13 protein-coding genes, 1 pseudogene and 1 riboswitch are annotated in these 16,303 nt (G+C 66.6%); of the genes and pseudogenes, 4 read left to right on the top strand and 10 right to left on the bottom strand.

Translation table 11 applies throughout. The features are described 5' to 3' along the window. Nucleotides 1-56: 56 nt before the first annotated feature. The 3 genes from ptsP to A7X12_RS21890 form a co-directional block, all read right to left on the bottom strand. Nucleotides 57-2,333, bottom strand: a complete 2,277-nt coding sequence (gene ptsP, locus A7X12_RS21900) for a phosphoenolpyruvate--protein phosphotransferase (RefSeq protein WP_064313578.1) — start codon at nucleotides 2,331-2,333, stop codon at nucleotides 57-59. Nucleotides 2,334-2,459: 126 nt separating this feature from the next. Continuing rightward, nucleotides 2,460-3,491, bottom strand: a complete 1,032-nt coding sequence (locus A7X12_RS21895; RefSeq protein WP_198162147.1) for an NAD(P)H-dependent flavin oxidoreductase — start codon at nucleotides 3,489-3,491, stop codon at nucleotides 2,460-2,462. A gap of 66 nt (nucleotides 3,492-3,557) precedes the next feature. After that, nucleotides 3,558-4,829 (bottom strand): aspartate kinase, encoded by a 1,272-nt coding sequence (locus tag A7X12_RS21890; RefSeq protein ID WP_064313577.1) that lies wholly within the window; start codon nucleotides 4,827-4,829, stop codon nucleotides 3,558-3,560. A gap of 58 nt (nucleotides 4,830-4,887) precedes the next feature. Here A7X12_RS21890 and ubiG point away from each other — a divergent pair, with 58 nt between their 5' ends. Continuing rightward, nucleotides 4,888-5,619: a bifunctional 2-polyprenyl-6-hydroxyphenol methylase/3-demethylubiquinol 3-O-methyltransferase UbiG gene (ubiG, locus tag A7X12_RS21885; protein WP_064313576.1), complete on the top strand. Its 732-nt coding sequence runs from the start codon at nucleotides 4,888-4,890 to the stop codon at nucleotides 5,617-5,619. A gap of 13 nt (nucleotides 5,620-5,632) precedes the next feature. Next, nucleotides 5,633-6,055, top strand: coding sequence for a DUF1810 domain-containing protein (locus A7X12_RS21880; RefSeq protein WP_064313575.1), 423 nt, complete (start codon nucleotides 5,633-5,635; stop codon nucleotides 6,053-6,055). Here the strand turns inward: A7X12_RS21880 and A7X12_RS21875 are convergent. Beyond that, nucleotides 6,045-6,599: a hypothetical protein gene (locus A7X12_RS21875; RefSeq protein WP_064313574.1), complete on the bottom strand. Its 555-nt coding sequence runs from the start codon at nucleotides 6,597-6,599 to the stop codon at nucleotides 6,045-6,047. The two genes, A7X12_RS21880 and A7X12_RS21875, sit on opposite strands and share 11 nt — an antisense overlap. A 122-nt stretch (nucleotides 6,600-6,721) precedes the next feature. Between A7X12_RS21875 and ung the strand changes: the two genes are divergently transcribed. Beyond that, the gene (ung, locus tag A7X12_RS21870) at nucleotides 6,722-7,420 is read left to right on the top strand and encodes a uracil-DNA glycosylase (RefSeq protein ID WP_064313573.1); all 699 of its coding nucleotides are present in this window, start codon (nucleotides 6,722-6,724) and stop codon (nucleotides 7,418-7,420) included. A gap of 30 nt (nucleotides 7,421-7,450) precedes the next feature. On the opposite strand, the gene A7X12_RS26505 is transcribed toward ung, so the two are convergent. The 6 genes and pseudogenes from A7X12_RS26505 to A7X12_RS21840 all read right to left on the bottom strand — a co-directional run bounded on the left by A7X12_RS26505 (nucleotide 7,451) and on the right by A7X12_RS21840 (nucleotide 13,365). Beyond that, a complete protein-coding gene (locus A7X12_RS26505; protein WP_064313572.1) occupies nucleotides 7,451-8,122 on the bottom strand; it encodes a PEPxxWA-CTERM sorting domain-containing protein in 672 nt (223 codons plus the stop codon). A gap of 228 nt (nucleotides 8,123-8,350) precedes the next feature. Then, the gene (gene thiC, locus A7X12_RS21860; RefSeq protein WP_064313571.1) at nucleotides 8,351-10,222 is read right to left on the bottom strand and encodes a phosphomethylpyrimidine synthase ThiC; all 1,872 of its coding nucleotides are present in this window, start codon (nucleotides 10,220-10,222) and stop codon (nucleotides 8,351-8,353) included. Between the two features lie 46 nt (nucleotides 10,223-10,268). Beyond that, nucleotides 10,269-10,379: riboswitch (TPP riboswitch) on the bottom strand. Between the two features lie 69 nt (nucleotides 10,380-10,448). Next, nucleotides 10,449-10,568 (bottom strand): annotated as a pseudogene (locus A7X12_RS26825) (PEPxxWA-CTERM sorting domain-containing protein); the annotation flags it as partial. A gap of 728 nt (nucleotides 10,569-11,296) precedes the next feature. Next, a complete protein-coding gene (locus A7X12_RS21850) occupies nucleotides 11,297-12,154 on the bottom strand; it encodes a MipA/OmpV family protein (RefSeq protein ID WP_064313569.1) in 858 nt (285 codons plus the stop codon). A 64-nt stretch (nucleotides 12,155-12,218) separates the two neighbouring features. Further along, nucleotides 12,219-12,578, bottom strand: a complete 360-nt coding sequence (locus tag A7X12_RS21845) for a DUF2141 domain-containing protein (RefSeq protein ID WP_232318647.1) — start codon at nucleotides 12,576-12,578, stop codon at nucleotides 12,219-12,221. Further along, nucleotides 12,568-13,365: a sterol desaturase family protein gene (locus A7X12_RS21840; protein WP_064313568.1), complete on the bottom strand. Its 798-nt coding sequence runs from the start codon at nucleotides 13,363-13,365 to the stop codon at nucleotides 12,568-12,570. Before A7X12_RS21840 ends, A7X12_RS21845 begins: the two co-directional genes overlap by 11 nt. Nucleotides 13,366-13,557: 192 nt before the next feature. Here A7X12_RS21840 and A7X12_RS21835 point away from each other — a divergent pair, with 192 nt between their 5' ends. Continuing rightward, nucleotides 13,558-16,023, top strand: a complete 2,466-nt coding sequence (locus tag A7X12_RS21835) for a TonB-dependent receptor domain-containing protein (RefSeq protein WP_064313567.1) — start codon at nucleotides 13,558-13,560, stop codon at nucleotides 16,021-16,023. Nucleotides 16,024-16,303: the final 280 nt, after the last annotated feature.

Raw genomic sequence — 16,303 nt, 5'->3', positions numbered from 1 at the left:
ATGCCCTCCCGGCCGTGCCACTGTCAACGCCGCCGCGCAATGATTGGCTTGCCTGGTCAGGCCAGTTCGACGCCCTGCGCCTCCGCCCATGTCGTCAGCACCTCGCGCAGCGGCGCCTCGGGGTGCCGCAGCATTTCGGTCATGGCCGCGAGCAGCGCGGTGCGATCCAGGGTGCGCAGCATTGCCTTGATCGGTCCGACGGCGGCAGGCGTGATCGATAGCCGGTCGATGCCGAGGCCGATCAGCGCCAGCGCCTCCAGCGGTCGCCCGCCCATCTCGCCGCACACCGCCACCGGCACGTTCGCAGCCCGCGCCTGGTCGCTGACGCGCTTCAGGAAGCGCAGGATCGCCGGGCTGAGCCAGTCATAGCGCAGCGCGAGCTTGGGGTGCGCGCGGTCGGCCGCGAACAGGAACTGCGTCAGGTCGTTGGTACCGATCGAAAGGAACTGCAGCTTGGGCAGCAGCAGGTCCAGCACCTCGGCCAGCGCCGGTACTTCCAGCATCGCGCCATAGCGGATCTCGTTCGGCAGCTTGCGCCCGCGCGCGGCGAGCCAGGCATGCTGCGCCTCGAACAGCGCGCGCGCCTCGTCGAACTCCCAGGGCTCCGATACCATCGGGAACATCACGTTGAGCGTCCGCCCCGCCGCCGCCTCGATCAGCGCGCGGGCCTGCGCCTTCATCAGGCCGTCGCGATCGAGCGCGAGGCGCAGCGCGCGCCACCCCATGGCGGGATTCTCTTCCTCGCCATCCTCGTCATGGTTCAGATAGGGCAGCGCCTTGTCGCCGCCGATGTCGACGGTGCGGAACACCACCGGCCGGTCGCCCGCCGTCTCCAGCACGTCGCGGTACAGCCGGCGCTGCGCCTCGCGCTGCGGCAGCGTGGCGGAGACGAGGAACTGGAACTCGGTGCGGAACAGGCCGATGCCGTCGGCGCCGGTAAGGTCGAGCGCTGCCACGTCATCGCGCAGCCCGGCATTGACCATCACCGTCACCCGGTGCCCATCCTTGGTCACCGGCGCGACATTCTTCAGCTGGGCGAAGGCGGCGCGGCGCTTCTGGCTGAGCGCCAGCTTGGCCTCGAACGCTTCCTCCATGGCGAGCGACGGGCGGACGAACACGCTTTCCTCGCCCACGTCGAGCAGCAGCAGGTCCCCCTCGGCCACTTCCCGGCGAACCTCGCGGACACGGCCCAGCACGGGCACCCCCATCGCGCGCGCGACGATGGTGACGTGCGCAGTCAGCGAACCTTCCTCGAGCACCACGCCCTTGAGCCGGCGCCGGTCATATTCGAGCAGCTCGGCGGGCCCCAGGTTCCGCGCGATCAGGATTGAATCCTGCCGCAACCCGAGCTGTGCGGCGGTGCCGAGCTGGCCCGAGACGATACGCAGCAGCCGGTTGGAGAGGTCCTCCAGATCGTGCATCCGGTCGCGGAGCAGCGGATCGTCGATCTCGCGCATGCGCTGGCGGGTGCGCTGCTGCACGCGCTCGATCGCCGCCTCGGCGGTCAGGCCGGAATCGATCGCCTCGTTGATGCGGCGGCTCCAGCCTTCGTCATAGGCGAACATCTTGTAGGTGGCGAGGATCTCCTCATGCTCCCCGCCGCTGCCGAATTCGGCCTGGCTGGTCATGCGCTCGATCTGCTCGCGCATCTTGTCGAACGCCGCATAGACGCGGTGGCGCTCCGCCTCCGTATCCTCGGCAACGGTATGTTCGATGAGGATGCGCGGCTGGTGGAACACCGCGACGCCGCGCGCCATGCCCTCGACAAGCCGGAAGCCGCGGATCGTGCCCGAGGCGGTGGGCTGAAGGCGCGTCGAGGTGCCGCCCGCCGCATCGATCAGTTCGGCATTGGCGATCAGCTCGGAAAGCACCATCGCGACGGTCTGCAGCGCCTCGATCTCGATATCGGCATAGCGCCGCGGATCGACATGCTGGACGGCGAGCACGCCCACCGCCCGTTCGCGCCGGATGATCGGCACGCCCGCGAAGCTGTGGAAACGGTCCTCGCCCGTCTCGGGATTATGGACGAAATTGGGGTGGCTGGTCGCCTCGTCGAGGTTGAGCGTCTCGACATGCGCGGCGATCGTGCCGACAAGCCCCTCGCCCAGCCCCAGCTTGGTGACGTGCACGGCTTCCTGTGCCAGCCCCCGCGTCGCGAACAGCTCCAGCACGCCTTCGCGCAGCAGGTAGATCGAGCAGACCTCGCTGTGCAGCGCTTCGCCGATGATGTTGACGACGGCGTTGAGCTTCGACTGGACCGGCAGCCGTTTCGCCATCAGGTCGTGCAGGCGGGTGAGGATTTCTCGGGCGGAGGCGGCTGCGGTCAAGGCCATATGTCAGCGGTAACAGATTGTGCGCACCCCCGCCAAGCCGGGTGCGCAGCAAAAGCGCGGAAAGCGTATCCTCCCGGGCACCACCAGGTCCCCCTCCCCCAGCAGGCGGGGGGAGGAATTAGAGCCTTACGCCGCGCGCTTCTCCAGCGCATGCGCCGCTTCGGCCATCAGCGTCTCGATGATCGTCGCGACCGGCTCTTCCTTGGTGACCATGCCGACCGACTGGCCCGCCATCACGCTGCCATGCTCGACATCGCCGTCGATCACCGCGCGGCGCAGCGCGCCGGCCCAATAATGCTCGATCTGCAACTGCGCCTCGGCCATCGCCACGCCGCCCTCGTCCAGAGCCTGCGCCACTTCGCGCTGCTTGACGATAAAGGCTTCCCCGCCGGCGTTCTTGAGCGCGCGGACCGGGATCACCGGCAGGCGCGGATCGATCTGCACGCTGGTGATCGCGTCGCGGGCGGAGGCGCGGATGAACGCCTTCTTGAAATTGGGATGGGCGATGCTCTCGGTCGCCGCCGCGAACCGCGTGCCCAGCTGCACGCCCGCCGCACCCATGTCGAGATAGCCGGCGATCGCTTCGCCGCGGCCGATGCCGCCCGCCACGAAGACGGGAACCTGCTCCGCCACCTCGGGCAGGATTTCCTGCGCGAGCACGCTGGTGGAGACCGGGCCGATATGGCCGCCGGCCTCCATGCCTTCGACGATCAGCGCGTCGACGCCCGAGCGGATCAGCTTCTTGGCCAGGCTGAGCGCCGGCGCGAAGCAGATCAGCTTGGCGCCCCGGCCCTTGATGGCGTCGAGCGAACCCGCCGGCGGCAGGCCGCCCGCAAGCACGACATGGCCGACCTCGTGCCGCGCGCAGACCTCGATCAGGTCGAACAGCTGCGGGTGCATGGTGATCAGATTGACGCCGAACGGCTTGGCGGTGAGCGCCTTGGTCGCGGCGATTTCCGCGTCGAGCAGTTCGGGGCTCATCGCGCCACAGGCGATCATGCCGAAACCGCCGGCATTGGAAATGGCGGCGACCAGATTGCGTTCCGACACCCACGACATCGCGCCGCAGAGGATCGCAACCTCGCTGCCCAGGAATTCGCAACCGCGCGCCATGCGTCGCGCCAGGCGCTCGGCGCCGATCGTGGAGGAGATGGTCATGCCGCCGGACCTAGCCGCCGGGGTACGGACTCGGCAAGAGGCGCGCGCCGCTTGCCGAGCGCCGGATCACGCCGCGACGTCTTCCGCGTCGAGGCCATAGGCCGTGTGCAGCACGCGCACCGCGAGCTCGGTATAGTCTTCCTCGATCAGCACCGAGACCTTGATCTCGGAGGTGGTGATCGCCTGGATGTTGATGCCGCGCGCGCCCAGCGTCTGGAACATCGTCGCGGCGACGCCCGCATGGCTGCGCATGCCCACGCCGACCACCGAGACCTTGGCCACGCGCGTGTCGTGGCTGATGCCGGTGAAGCCGATCGCTTCCTTCTGCTGCGCCAGGATCTCCAGCGAGCGGGCGAGATCCGCCGCCGGCACCGTGAACGTCACGTCCGTCGCGCTGGCGCTGCCGGCGCTCTGGTGCGCGATGTTCTGGATGATCATGTCGACATTGATGCTGGCATCGGCAAGCGGCGTGAAGATCGATGCCACCGCGCCGGGCTTGTCCGGCACTGCGGTCAGGGTGATCTTGGCCTCGTTCTTGTCGTGCGCGATGCCGGTGATGAGCTGGCGTTCCACGTCCTGAATCTCCTCTTCGCCCACGATCATCGTCCCGGGCAATGTATCTGCCATCGGCGCGTCGTCGCCCGTGAAGGACGAGAGCACCTGCACGCGAACCCCTTCCTTCATCGCCAGGCCGACCGAACGGGTCTGGAGCACCTTGGCGCCGACGCTGGCGAGTTCGAGCATTTCCTCATAGGTCACGCGCTTCAGCTTGCGTGCGCGGGGCACGATGCGCGGATCGGTGGTGTAGACGCCGTCGACATCGGTGTAGATGTCGCAGCGATCGGCCTTCACCGCCGCTGCCACCGCCACCGCCGAGGTGTCCGATCCACCACGCCCGAGCGTGGTGATCCGGTCCTCGTGCACGCCCTGGAAGCCGGGGATAACGGCGACTTCACCGTTACCCATGCTGGCGAGCAGCGCGTCGGTGCCGATCTCCTCGATGCGCGCCTTGGCGAAGGCGTCCGAGGTCTGCACCGGCAGCTGCCAGCCGAGCCAGGAGCGCGCCGGCACGCCGATCGCCTGCAGCGCGATCGCCAGCAGGCCGCTGGTGATCTGCTCGCCGGCGGAAACGACGACGTCATATTCCTTGGGGTCGTAGAGCGACGAGGCCTCGCGGCAGAAGCCGACCAGGCGATCGGTCTCGCCTGCCATCGCCGAGACGACCACCGCGACCTGGTTGCCCGCCTCCCACTCGCGTTTGACGCGGGCAGCGACGCTGCGGATACGCTCGATCCCGGCCATCGATGTGCCGCCGAACTTCATTACGATACGCGCCATGGCTGGTTGCTTGTTTCCTGCCCTTGGGAGAGATGGGCGTGCCTGATAGGAGCCAGCGATGCCGAACGCAACAATAGCTACGATTGACCCCCGAGAAGCGGAACATTTCGGTCGTCTGGCGGCCGATTGGTGGAATCCAAAGGGTTCCTCCGCCATGCTCCACCGGCTGAATCCTGCGCGGCTGGGCTATATCCGCCGCGCGATCGACGAACATTGGGCAGGTGATTCGGCGGACTTCATGCCGCTGACCGGCAAGGCCGCCATCGATGTGGGCTGCGGCGCCGGCCTTTTGTGCGAGCCGCTCGCCCGCCTCGGCGCGCGGGTAACCGGGGTGGATGCGGCGGCGGAAAATATCGGCGCGGCGCGCGCGCATGCCGAACTGTCCGGCCTGCCGATCGATTATGTCCATGGCGGGATCGAGGATCTGGCCGGTCGCAGCTTCGATCTTGTCACCTCGATGGAAGTGATCGAGCATGTCAGCGATCCCGCCGGCTTCGTGCGCGGGCTTGCCGGCGCGCTGGCCGAGGGCGGGCTCATGGTGCTTTCCACGCCCAACCGCACGCCGCTCTCGCGGCTGGCGATGATTACGCTCGCCGAAGGCGCCGGCGCGATTCCCAAGGGCACGCACGACTGGAGCCGCTTCCTCAAGCCGGAGGAACTTGAGGCGCTGCTCGCGGATTCGGGCCTGAAGGTGATCGACCGCCAGGGCCTGAGCTTCTCGCCCACCCGTGGTTTCGTGGTGACCGAGAACGAGGCGCTCAACTATCTGGTGACGGCGATCCGCAGCTGACGAGGAGACTGCCATGGACCCGCTCGACCGCTTCGTCGCCGCCCAGGCGACAGACTTTGCGGTCGCGCGTGCGGAACTCCAGCGCGGCCGCAAGACCAGCCACTGGATCTGGTATATCTTCCCGCAGATCGCGGGGCTCGGCCGGAGCGACATGGCGCAGCGTTATGCCATTGCCGATCTGGAAGAGGCGCGCGCCTATCTGGCGCACCCGCTGCTCGGCCCGCGGTTGCGGGACCTGACACGGACGCTGCTCGCCCATGCCGGCAAACGCCGCGCCGAGGCGATCCTCGGCGACATCGACGCGATGAAGGTCCGTTCCTCGATGACCCTGTTCGAGGCGGCGGACATCGAGCCGGACGGCATCTTCGCCGCCTGTCTCGATGCCTTCTATGCCGGCAGCCGTGATCCGGAGACGCTGCGGCGGATCACTTGTTGAGGTCGAGCACCAGGATCGGCCCCACGTCGAGCACCTGCTTGCCCGTGGCGAGCTGCATCGAGGCGGTGAGTTCGCCCGCGGCATAATCGCGATCGGCGATGCCGCTGGCGTGCACCATCTTCCACGCGGCCGTCGCTTCGGCCTCGCCCTTGAACACCGGCGTGTAGGGCGCCTTCGACAGATTGATCTGGAGCGCGGCGATCTTGGCGCTGGTTGCGCCGTCCGGCAGGGTGGCGGCGCGGATCCATGCCGCGACCACCAGCTTGTCGCCCTTCTTGACGGGCTGGGTGACCGTGGAGGTCAGCCCGATCGTCCAGGGCTGGTCCGACGCCGCCGGGATCGCGACGCGCAGCGCCCTGCCGCCCTGCACATTCTTGTCCTTCACCACCGCAGGCTGCGCGGGGAGGCCATAGACGGCGAAGCTTTCCGGCGCCGGGGCGTTGATGATTTGCTTGGAAACGTCGCTCTGCGGTTGCGCCTGGGCCGGCGCGGGCGACGCGACCATGCCGACACCATATGCGAACGCGATCAGCCATGATGTCATGGCACCCCTCCTCTTTGGTTGTCGTTGCTTCATGCTTGTTGTCCACGAAAGCTATCGTTTGCGTCAACGCTGTCAATAGCCTGTGATTGACACGCTTGTCCGCGCACCGGACAGAGGGCGCCATGTCCACGATCAAGCTGCACCCGAGCTGGCTGGCCCCGCTCGAGGAAGAGTTCGCCCAACCCTATATGGCCGCGCTGCGGGACTATCTGCGTGCCGAGAAAGCCGCCGGGAAACGCATTTTCCCGGCCGGCAGCGACTGGTTTCGCGCGCTCGACCTGACGCCGCTGGAGCAGGTGCGCGTCGTCATCCTGGGGCAGGACCCCTATCATGGCGAAGGGCAGGCGCACGGGCTGTGCTTCTCCGTCCAGCCGGGTGTCCGGACGCCGCCCAGCCTCGTCAACATCTACAAGGAGATGGAAACCGATCTCGGCATCCCGCGCGCGCGACACGGCTTTCTCGAGCATTGGGCCCGGCAGGGCGTGCTGCTGCTCAACGCGGTGCTGACGGTGGAGATGGGGCGCGCGGCGGCGCATCAGGGGCGGGGCTGGGAGCGCTTCACCGATGCGGTGATCCGGCTGGTCAATGCCCGGCCCGAGCCGGTGGTGTTCCTGCTCTGGGGCGCGCATGCGCAGAAAAAGGCGGCCTTTGTCGACTCGATCGAGAAGGGCGGGCGGCACCTCGTGCTGAAATCGCCGCACCCGTCGCCGCTGTCGGCGCATGCCGGCTTTTTCGGGTCGCGTCCGTTCAGCCGGACGAACGCGTTTCTGGAGTGCATCGGCCAGAAGCCGATCGACTGGGCGCTGCCGGCCACGCCGTGAGGCGGTGGCACCGGCAGCGCCGCGGCAGGATCAGGCGGCGAGCGCGGCCCGGCTGGTCCGCTGCCGGCGCAGCGCGCTGCCGGCCAGCGCGAAGCCGCCGATCAGCATCGCCCAGCTCGCCGGTTCCGGCACGGCGCCGCCGACCGGCGTGGTCGACATGGTCAGGCTCCAGCCGCCGCCGACCGACCCGACATCCCCTTCGCCCGTATCCAGCGCGATCAGGCGCCAGTCGCCATTGGGGTTGATGCCGTAGAAGTCGGAAAAGAACACCGCATTGTTCACGCCGGCGACACCGTAGCCGGCCCAGTTGGACGGCAGATAGGTCCCCGCGGTGATCGGTGCGGTCGTCGCCAGCGAATAGGGCAGGAAGCCCGCGGCGCTGTCGCTGAAGCTCACCGTGACGTTGGACAGCGCGTTGTTGAAGCCGGCCTCGCTCCAGAAGATGAAGCCGATCCCCGCATTCTCCGCGACCAGGCCGAAGACGAGATCGTTGGAGAAGCTGTGGCTGATTCCGGTCAGCGTGAGCGACAGGCCGGAAAGGCGACCATTGAGGCCCGACACATTGATGACGCTGTCGGCATAGCCGTTGGCGTTGCCGACCCTGTCCGGAATGCTGATCGTGCCGGAGTTCGAAAAGGTCTGCGCTGCGGCAGGCGCGGCGAGACAAACCAGTGCAAACGCTGCGATCCAAGCCTTCATCATGTCGCCCCCTGTGTTGTGCCCCTTGGGGCATCCTCTCCCGGCCGCCGCCGTGTAAATACGGAGGCGCGGGACCCGATCGGCCTGCGCCATCATGGTTAATATTCTATTAATCCACGCGGCCGTGAACCGGCAAATCGCCCCAGGGTTCCAGAGGAAACGATTTTTCTCGTCCCAAGGCGGGACGCAGCGGGCAAAGGGGGCGGCAAGCCTGCGCCGCCCCCGTCCCGGTCAGTCGTGCTCGCGCCCGCCGGCACCCATGTAGAGCTCGCTGCCGGTCTCGCGGAACACCTTGCTCATCTCTGCCATGCCCGTCTCGGCATCCACCGTCGCCGGCGTTGCCGCCAGGAAGGTATCGGCCGACGCGTTCTGCTTGGCGGCGAAGTCGCGCACCTCCTGCGTGATCTTCATCGAGCAGAATTTCGGCCCGCACATCGAGCAGAAATGCGCGGTCTTCGCACCTTCCGCCGGCAGCGTCTGGTCGTGATACTGCTCGGCCGTGTCCGGATCGAGCGACAGGTTGAACTGGTCGCGCCAGCGGAACTCGAAGCGCGCGCGGCTCAGCGCATCGTCGCGCACCTTCGCCGCCGGATGGCCCTTGGCGAGATCAGCCGCGTGCGCCGCCAGCTTGTAGGTGACCACGCCCACCTTCACGTCGTCGCGGTCGGGAAGCCCCAGATGCTCCTTCGGCGTGACGTAGCAGAGCATCGCCGTGCCGTACCAGCCGATCATCGCCGCGCCGATGCCGCTGGTGATGTGGTCATAGCCCGGCGCGATATCGGTGGTCAGCGGCCCGAGCGTGTAGAAGGGCGCCTCGCCGCACGCCTCGAGCTGCTTTTCCATGTTCTGCTTGATCTTGTGCATCGGCACATGGCCGGGGCCCTCGATCATCACCTGCACGTCCTGTTCCCAGGCGCGCTTGGTCAGCTCGCCCAGCGTGTAGAGCTCGGCGAACTGCGCCTCGTCATTGGCGTCGGCGATCGAGCCGGGGCGCAGGCCGTCGCCCAGCGAATAGGCGATGTCATAGGCCTTCATGATCTCGGTGATCTCGTCGAACCGCTCGTAGAGGAACGATTCACGGTGATGCGCGAGGCACCACTTCGCCATGATCGAGCCGCCGCGGCTGACGATGCCGGTGACGCGCTTGGCGGTCATCGGGATATAGGGCAGCCGCACGCCGGCATGGATGGTGAAATAGTCGACGCCCTGCTCGGCCTGCTCGATCAGCGTGTCGCGGAAGATCTCCCAGGTGAGGTCCTCGGCGATGCCGCCCACCTTTTCCAGCGCCTGGTAGATCGGCACCGTGCCGATCGGCACCGGCGAATTGCGCAGGATCCACTCGCGGGTGTCGTGGATGTTGCGGCCGGTGGAGAGGTCCATCACCGTGTCCGCGCCCCAGCGGATCGACCAGACCATCTTGTCGACCTCGTTCGCCACGTCGCTGGCGACCGCCGAATTGCCGATATTGGCGTTGATCTTGACCAGGAAATTGCGACCGATCGCCATCGGCTCGCTTTCCGGGTGGTTGATGTTGTTCGGGATGATCGCCCGCCCGCGCGCGACCTCCTCGCGGACGAATTCGGGGGTCACGTAATCGGGGATCGCGGCGCCCCAGTCCTGCCCGTCGCGGACATATTCGGCGAGCCGTTCGCGGCCGAGATTCTCGCGCTCGGCGACATATTCCATCTCGGGCGTGATGATGCCGCGCTTGGCATAGTGCATCTGGGACACGTTCATGCCCGGCTTGGCGCGCAGCGGGCGCTGCACCACGTTCGGGAACTGCGGCACGCCGGCCGAGCGGTCCGGGCCCTTCAGGCCGTTGTCCTCGGGCTTCACCTGGCGGCCGTCATAGGCTTCGACATCGCCGCGGCCGAGGATCCAGTCGCGGCGGATCGCCGGCAGGCCGGCCATGATGTCGATGCGGGCATCGGGATCGGTGTACGGGCCCGAGGTGTCGTAGACGCGCACCGGCGCCTCGCCGCTGCCCGGCTCGAGGTGGATCTCGCGCATCGCCACGCGATGCTTGCCGACGTGAATCTTGCGGCTGCCGCGGATCGGGCCGGTGGTGACGCCGATTTCGGTCTTGGCGGGAATGTCGGCCATGCTCGTCTACTCCTTCGGGCGGTACGCGGGGAGCAGATGGACCTCGGGAAACAAGACCCTCCCTCCCTACGCCGGTGTCAACCGGATCAGGTTCAGCGGGTCGAAGGCTGCGGCCTTCCTCTCAACCGCTGCATCAGCGGTCCCCCGGGGAATGGTTCGTCGTGTACAGGCCCGCGGCGCGCCCGGCAATCCCGACGCGCCGCATGCCTACCAAAGGTTAGGAAGATCAGGCGAGGCGCAGCAATGTCCGCGCACGGCGGCGGCGCAGCGCCCCACCGGCAAGGCCGAAGCCGCCGATCATCATCGCCCAGGCGGCCGGCTCGGGTACGCCCGACGTGGCCCCGACGCTGAAATCCGCCTTGAACTGCACGTCGCCATAGGCGCCTGCGCTATCGTCCCAGTTGCGGCCGAGCGTCTGGGCCAGGGTGCCGTTGGTGTAGACGAAATCGCCGCCGGCATAGGCGTCGCTGCCCAAGGACCCAGCGGTCGGCATCCAGGCAAAGCTCGCATTGCCGGGCTGGTCGACGCCTGCCGTCGTAAGAAACGCGACATAGCGATGGCCGGCAGCAAGGTCGACCGCGCCGACGTTGAAGGTGAGCGCGTCGAACGACGTGCCCTTGGTGCCGCCGAAGCTGCGGACGTCACTCGCGTAGAACGCCCCGCCGCTCGCCCGGTGGCCGGTCCAGGCATAGACATAGGCGCGGACATTGACCGGACCACCGCCAAGGAAGAAGGTGAAGGCGTTCAGCGCGTTCTCGCGTCCGACGGTGAAGGTCTGGCCATAGGTGGGCGTAGCGCCCGCACCGAAGGAATAGACCTGCGAAACATAGGGACCGGTGGTATCGATCGTCATCGCCAGGCTCGGCGTCGCGATCGATGCGGCAGCGAAACCCAGAACGCCAGCTACTGCATGTAGTTTCATGCCTTCCCCCCTGTTACGGCCCCTTCCGCGACGAAGACTCACTAGATACAGCGAAAAAGACCTGATCGGCCTACTAGCTACAGTGGCGATCCGGGCGGGGCAATTCGGAAGCGTGTCCGAATGCAACCGTTCGGCGCATTTTGTGTGTCCGTTCAGAATGTGTAGGCGAGACCGAGCGCACCGAACCATTGGTCGCGCGAACCGGCGATCCGCACGATCGGCGAGTCCGCAGCGTCGTCGAGCATGCGGCGATAGGCGACGCCGCCCACCACCGAAAGACCATGGGTAAGATCGCCGGTCAGGGACACGTTGCCCATCGCGCCCAGCGTCCAGTCCTTCCAGCCCTTGCGCGCGTTGTAGACCGGCAGGCCGCTCCGCGCGCTGCCGCCCGGCGTCACGCCGAAATAGGTCTGGGCATAGCCGTTGCCCATGTAGTTGGCCGAGAGGTTCAGCAGCACATAGGCCTTGCGGCTCAGCGGCGTCCCATAGCTTACCGAGGGCGAGACGATGTAGCTCTTGTGCACCGTGCCGACGTCATGGATGTACGACACGCCCACGGTCAGCTTGTCATAGTCGCTGGTGATAAGCCCCTGCTTGCCGAGCCCGACAAAGCCGCCGGCTTCGATCGCGGTGTCGACCTTGCCCAGCGCCGCGACCTGCCGGTCGTCGATGCGCGAGGTGCGGTTGAGATTGACGTTGACGACCGGGCCGGCCTGGAAGTCCCAGCCCTTGCCGTTATTGTCGGCGATCAGGTCCGCCCAGGCACGGCTGCCCAGCAGCGCGAAATTGATGCCGGAGACACGGCCGCGCACGGCCGGTGCGGCGGTGATCACGCTCTTGTCCGATCCGTCATAGCTCGGCACCACGGCGGCGCCCACGCCCACCATCACCGTATCGCGGTTCAGGTCCGGGGGGGTGTCGGCCCCTTGTTGCTGGGCGAAGGCGGGGGCCGCGGCGAACAGCGGGAGCATGGCGAGAGCGGCGCTCGCGACGGGGCGCAGGAAGGGCATGGGATACTCCGGGAACAGGATCAGACGATCGGACCCGGGAAACGCCCGCGATGTCGCCCAGTTCCTAGAGCAGGTAGCGCAGCTTGACTTCCTGCCGGTCGTCGCCGCCCTGGAGCGGGAAGCGCGCGGCGGAAAAACGGGGCGGCCCGAAGCCGATCACCGGGTTGCGCGAAAAGCCGAACCCCTCGCGCGGAATTCCCATGAAGGTATCCAGCTTGCCGTTGCCGTTCGCGTCGTGGATCACCGCCACGGCATAGTCGCCCGGGGCCAGGCCGCTCAGGCGCAGCTTGCCGTCGGCGGCCGGGATCGTCCGCTTGATCGCGCCGCGGCCGTCGCGGCAATCGGGGAACTGGTTCGCGGCGGGGGCGATGCAGATCTGCAGCAGGCCGCGCGTCGAGCGCAGGCTGGTGAAATCAAGCTCCAGCGTCGCCAGCGGCGCGGCGCTGGTCAGCAGCGGTAGCGCGACGATTGCCCAGGTACCGCGCCGCAGGATCGAACCGGCCCAGCCCCTGATCGGTCCCGCAGAGCCGGTCCCAGAACCGGAAATATAATCCATAATTGCACCCATACCGCTCGTGATGGCGCTGATGATGGCTCGCCGTGATCAGCCACGCACCCAAAGGCCCCCGCCACAGGAAGGCCGGGAAGATTTCCCAACCCATGTGATTGGTCACCCCCATAACCGTCATGATCGTCAGCACCAAGCCAAGCGCGCCGACATGAATGGGAATTGCGAAGACCAGCAGCGGAATCACGATCGCACCGGACAGGGCCTCCCCCCAATGGAAGCTCATCGCCGCCCAGGCCGTGGGGGGGCGGCTGGCATGGTGGACGGCGTGATAGCGGCGGAACAGTGCCGGGACGTGCATCGCCCGGTGGGTCCAGTAGAACCAGGTGTCGTGCAGGAAGAGGTACAGGAACACCGACACCGGCAGATACCAGAGCGGCATGGCGTGGATGTCCGCATAGATCAGCGTCCAGCCCCGTGCCTTCCAGCCCCAGGCGACGATGCCGGCCGGGATGCCGTAGATCGCGGCGGAAGCGAGGCTCCAGCCGATCTCCATGCGGATCTGCCTGGCCTGGCCGGCATAGAGCCCCGGATGGCGCATGCGCGTCGCCAGCGCGAACCCCGCCGACGCGGCGATATAGCGGGCGCCGACGATCACCGTCATCGCGATGGCGGAGGCGAGGATGGCGAGGGCGATGTCCATGGCTTCCGCTGCTACGCCTTCGCAGACCGGCCCGCAATGCGGCGCAAACCCGGTTGCGTCATCCCGCGCGCTCGCACCGGCGTCGCCGCCCCTGCGTAGTTCTACGCAGATCCGACGACCGTCTTTCTAAACACCAACGGGTCTACCGTTCGGAAATCAAAGAAGAACGAGCCTGGGTCGGGAAAGATTGTCATGAAGTATCGCCAGTGGCTGCTCGCATTTTGTTCCGGCGTGATCGCGCATCCTGCGCTCGCCCAGTCGAACGATAGCGCGACCAAGCCGTCGACGGCAGCGCGCGTGCCGGAGAAGGAAGTCTTCTCCACCGGTGTCGCCAAGGGCCGCGACCGGCTCGACAGCGCGACGTCGACCAGCGCCTATCGCGCGGCCGAGTTCGAGAAGCTGGGGCCCCGCCCCCTGGGCGACGTGCTCCGCACCATGCCGGGCCTGCGCGTCGAAAGCGGGATCGGCGAGGGCAACGCCAATTACACGGTTCGGGGCCTGCCGCTGGCGGCGGGCGGGTCGAAATACATGCAGTTCCAGGAAGACGGGCTGCCGGTCCTCGAATTCGGGGACATCTTCAACGTCGCGGTCGACGTGTTCATGCGCGCCGATTTCAACGTGGCCGCGATCGAATCGATCCGCGGCGGCTCCGGCTCCACCTTCTCGTCCAACGCGCCGGGCGGCCTCATCAACCTGATCTCGAAGACGGGCGAGACGCGCGGCGGCGCGGTGCAGGCGACCGTCGGCCTCGGCTATGGCGAGCGCCGGGTGGACATGGACTATGGCCAGCCGCTGGGCGACGGCTGGCGCTTCCATGTCGGCGGCTACTACCGCTCGGGTGAGGGTCCGCGCGACACCGGCTTCACCACCTACAAAGGCGGCCAATTCCGCTTTAACATGACCAAGCAGTTTGCGACCGGCTATGTCCGTGTCAGCGGCAAATGGCTCGACGACCGCTCACCTACCTTCGCGCCCTATCCGATCCGGATCTCCGGCACGAACGACAAGCCGGTCGTCGGCAGCGTGCACGGATTCGACATTCGCAAGGATTCGCTGCTCTCTCCCTTTATCGGACCTGTCACGACGCTGGACGGCGACAACAAGCTGGCCCGCTTTGCTGTCGCCAATGGCATGCACGCCAAGAGCAAGGCCATCGGATTGGAGGCGCAGTTCGACATTGCCGGTGTGACGATCAGCGAGCGCGCCCGCTACTCGATGAATTCGGGAGACTTCCTGCGCATATTCCCGTCGGCGGTCGGCCCTATCTCGACGATCGCCAATTCTCAGGCGGGCGTCGGCGCAATCGCGACCTATGCCAGCGGGCCGAACATCGGCAAGGCAGTGCCGGTCAATGCCAATGGCAATGGCCTGCTTTCGTTCAACTATATGGCGCAGACCCGCATCGGCGCGCTCGACAATTTCACCAACGACGTCCGGGCGACGAAGGTGTGGAAGCTCGGCCAGGGTGACCTGACCGTCACCGGCGGTCTCTACAAGGCGAATCAGAAATTGTACGCGACATGGCTGCATTCCGGCATCGACACCGATGTGGCCGGAAACGCGCAGACAGCGATGGTGAACGTCACCAGCGCAAGCGGCGTCGCGCAAACCCAGAACGGCTATTACACCTTCAGCCGAAACGGCAGCAAATTCCGCCGAATTTTCGACGTGTCGTACGATATTCTCGCACCCTATGGCTCGGTCAACTATCATATCGGCAAGCTCTCGATCGGCGGCAGCGTCCGCTATGATCGCGGCCGGGTGCGCGGTTCGCTGATCGGCGCCGATCTGGGCGGCGGCCGGGTGGGCCTGATCAGCTACGACATCAACGGCAACGGCGTGATTTCCGCGCCGGAGAAGCGCGTCGCTTTCCTGCCGCTCGATGCGCCCGCACCGGTCAACTACAACTACGGCTATTGGAGCTATTCGAGCGGCATCAACTACCGCGTCGCGGAGCCCTTCTCGGTCTTCGCCCGCTACAGCCGCGGCGCCCGGGCCAACGCCGACAAAATTCTGTTCACCCCCGCGGTGAGCGCCACCGACGGCCGCGTGCCCAACGCGGCCGACAAATATGATGAGGTCCGCCAGCTCGAAGGCGGCTTCAAGTTCCGCAAGGCGGGTGCGACGCTTAACGTCACCGCCTTCCGCGCGACCGCGGACGACCATAATGTTCTCAACGGATCGGCCAACCAGACCATCCGCAGCTACCGCGCCACCGGCGTGGAGATGGAGGGCAGCTATCGTCGCGGCATCTTCAGCATTGCGGCGGGCGCCACCTATACCAAGGCGAAGATCACCAAGGACTTCCTCGATCCGACATTGACCGGAAAGGAACCTCGTCACCAACCCGCCTGGACACTGGAAGCGACGCCGCAGATCGAACTCCGCCGCGCAACGCTCGGTGCGAATGTGGTGACGATCACCGGCAGCTATGCGCAGGACAGCAACTTGCTCAAGATGCCCGGCTTTACCGTGGTCAACGCCTTCCTGATCATGAAGCCGGTCGATCGGGTGCGGCTGATGCTCAACGCCAGCAACCTGTTCGATCAGGTCGGATTCTTCGAATTCAACCAGAGCGAAGTGCCGGCCAACGGCATCGGCTGGGGCCGTGCGATCAACGGCCGCACCGTATCGCTGTCGGCCAAGCTCGACTTCTGAGTCGTAGAGGAGGCACGTCCTGCTTTCTTCGCCCGGCAGCGCAATCCCGGTGCCGCGCGTCGACTGCGTATTGAAATCTGGCTGTAGATTCTGGTGATCCGCGCGATCTGGGCCTGCGCGACGGCCGCGGCGAGGAGGGTAGCGGCGACAAGCGTCGCGCCAAAAAAGCTTGCTTCGCGTCGCTCTGGTTCCCCTACTTCACAAATCGCTGATGCGCCTGGCGCGCGCTTGATGCCAAGTGTGCAAGCCATGGGCCGATGGTAAAAGAAAATGAACCACT

Origin of the sequence: Sphingomonas sp. TDK1 (assembly GCF_001650735.1) — a bacterium.
Classification (GTDB): Bacteria; Pseudomonadota; Alphaproteobacteria; order Sphingomonadales; family Sphingomonadaceae; genus Sphingomonas.
Note: the sequence above shows the minus strand (reverse complement) of the source record. Positions and strands in the feature narration are given on the sequence as shown.

What these genes read in the sequence shown, in the direction of transcription:
- ptsP (WP_064313578.1), bottom strand. Translation starts at nt 2,333, where the DNA reads ATGGCCTTGACCGCAGCCGCCTCCGCCCGAGAAATCCTCACCCGCCTG.
- A7X12_RS21895 (WP_198162147.1), bottom strand. Translation starts at nt 3,491, where the DNA reads ATGACCATCTCCTCCACGATCGGCGCCGAGCGCCTGGCGCGACGCATG.
- A7X12_RS21890 (WP_064313577.1), bottom strand. Translation starts at nt 4,829, where the DNA reads ATGGCGCGTATCGTAATGAAGTTCGGCGGCACATCGATGGCCGGGATC.
- ubiG (WP_064313576.1), top strand. Translation starts at nt 4,888, where the DNA reads ATGCCGAACGCAACAATAGCTACGATTGACCCCCGAGAAGCGGAACAT.
- A7X12_RS21880 (WP_064313575.1), top strand. Translation starts at nt 5,633, where the DNA reads ATGGACCCGCTCGACCGCTTCGTCGCCGCCCAGGCGACAGACTTTGCG.
- A7X12_RS21875 (WP_064313574.1), bottom strand. Translation starts at nt 6,599, where the DNA reads ATGACATCATGGCTGATCGCGTTCGCATATGGTGTCGGCATGGTCGCG.
- ung (WP_064313573.1), top strand. Translation starts at nt 6,722, where the DNA reads ATGTCCACGATCAAGCTGCACCCGAGCTGGCTGGCCCCGCTCGAGGAA.
- A7X12_RS26505 (WP_064313572.1), bottom strand. Translation starts at nt 8,122, where the DNA reads ATGATGAAGGCTTGGATCGCAGCGTTTGCACTGGTTTGTCTCGCCGCG.
- thiC (WP_064313571.1), bottom strand. Translation starts at nt 10,222, where the DNA reads ATGGCCGACATTCCCGCCAAGACCGAAATCGGCGTCACCACCGGCCCG.
- A7X12_RS21850 (WP_064313569.1), bottom strand. Translation starts at nt 12,154, where the DNA reads ATGCCCTTCCTGCGCCCCGTCGCGAGCGCCGCTCTCGCCATGCTCCCG.
- A7X12_RS21840 (WP_064313568.1), bottom strand. Translation starts at nt 13,365, where the DNA reads ATGGACATCGCCCTCGCCATCCTCGCCTCCGCCATCGCGATGACGGTG.
- A7X12_RS21835 (WP_064313567.1), top strand. Translation starts at nt 13,558, where the DNA reads ATGAAGTATCGCCAGTGGCTGCTCGCATTTTGTTCCGGCGTGATCGCG.